The sequence below is a fragment of the Micromonospora sp. D75 genome (assembly GCF_018070405.1).
Classification (GTDB): Bacteria; Actinomycetota; Actinomycetes; order Mycobacteriales; family Micromonosporaceae; genus Micromonospora; species Micromonospora chalcea.
Map to the genome: position 1 here is coordinate 1 of NZ_JAGPXV010000982.1, position 1,351 is coordinate 1,351.

At 78.8% G+C, this 1,351-nt stretch carries 1 protein-coding gene; it reads left to right on the forward strand.

Annotated features, from left to right (window positions below; genetic code table 11):
- Positions 1–1,351 (forward strand): beta-ketoacyl reductase (locus tag KBX39_RS31310; RefSeq protein WP_210874012.1); only part of this gene is annotated, 1,351 nt, incomplete at both ends.

A 1,351-nucleotide genomic window follows, 5' to 3' on the forward strand; every position in this document is an offset into this window, starting at 1 on the left:
CTCGCCGCCCTCACGGCCGGCGCCGCGGCGGTGCACCTGCTGACCGTCGACCCGGCCACCGCCACCCGCGACGGTCTGGCCGCCGACCTCGACCGGCTCGCCACCGCGCACCAGCCGACGGCGCTGCTGTCCCTGCTGGCGTTGGACGAGGCGCCGCACCCGGAGCAGACCGCACTGCCGACCGGCCTGGCGGCGAACCTGCTGCTGGTGCAGGCGCACACCGGCCGCTCCGGCCCGGCCGTACCGCTGTGGCTGGCCACCACCGGCGCCGTCGCCGTCGACGGGGAAGCGGTCGCGCACCCGGCGCAGGCCACCACGTGGGGCCTCGGCCTCGTCGCCGCGCTGGAACACCCCCGGCACGTCGGCGGAGTCGTCGACCTGCCGGCGGGCCCGGCCGAGGCGGCGTACGCGGCCCTGGTCGGGGCGCTGGTCAACGTCGACGGTGAGGACCAGCTCGCCGTCCGGGAGGACGGCGTGCACACCCGGCGGCTGGTCCGCGACACCGGGCTGCCGGCGGTGGGCGACGGCTACCGGCCGAACGGAACCGTCCTGCTCACCGGCGGGACCGGCGCCCTCGCCCGGCACACCACCGACTGGCTGGGACGCCACGGCGCCGAGGTGCTCCCGCTGGCCGAGCCGGCCACGGGCAAGCTCGGCGACCTGATGGAGCAGCTCGCCGCCGAGGAACGGTCGGTGACCGCGCTCGTGCACGTCCCGGCCGAGACCGGCTCGGTGCCGCTCGCCGAGCTGACCCTCGCCGGCCTGGCCGCCGACCTGGCCGCCACCGTCGGCGACGTCCCCAGGTACGCCGACGAGCTGGCGCACCGCCCGCTCGACGCGTTCGTACTGTGCACCTCGACCACGGGGGTGTGGGGCGCGGGCGGCCGGGCCGGCCAGTCCGCCGGCGATGCGCTGCTGCACGCGCTCGCGGCGAACCGGCGGCACGGGGGACTGGCGGCCACCGCCGTGGCGTGGGGCCCGTGGAGCGACGACCCCGAGTCGCCCGAGCAGGCGCAGCTGCGTCGGCGGGGCCTGCCGGGGCTGCCCCCGGAGCTGGCCCTCGAGGCGTTCGGTCAGGCGCTGCGGGCGGAGGCGGGGCTGATCGTCGCCGACGTGCGCTGGGACCGGTTCGTGCCGACGTTCGCGTCGATGCGGCCGTGCCCGCTGCTGACGGGGGTCCCGGAGGCGGGCGCGGCGATGCCCGCCGACGACGAGCGCCAGCCGGCGGACGACGAGGCGGCGACCGCGCTGCGGGAGCGGCTGCGGCCGCTGAGCCCCGCCGAACGCGAAGGCGTCCTCGTCGACCTCGTGGGCGGCCTGGCGGCGACCGTGCTCGGCCACGGCGGGGACG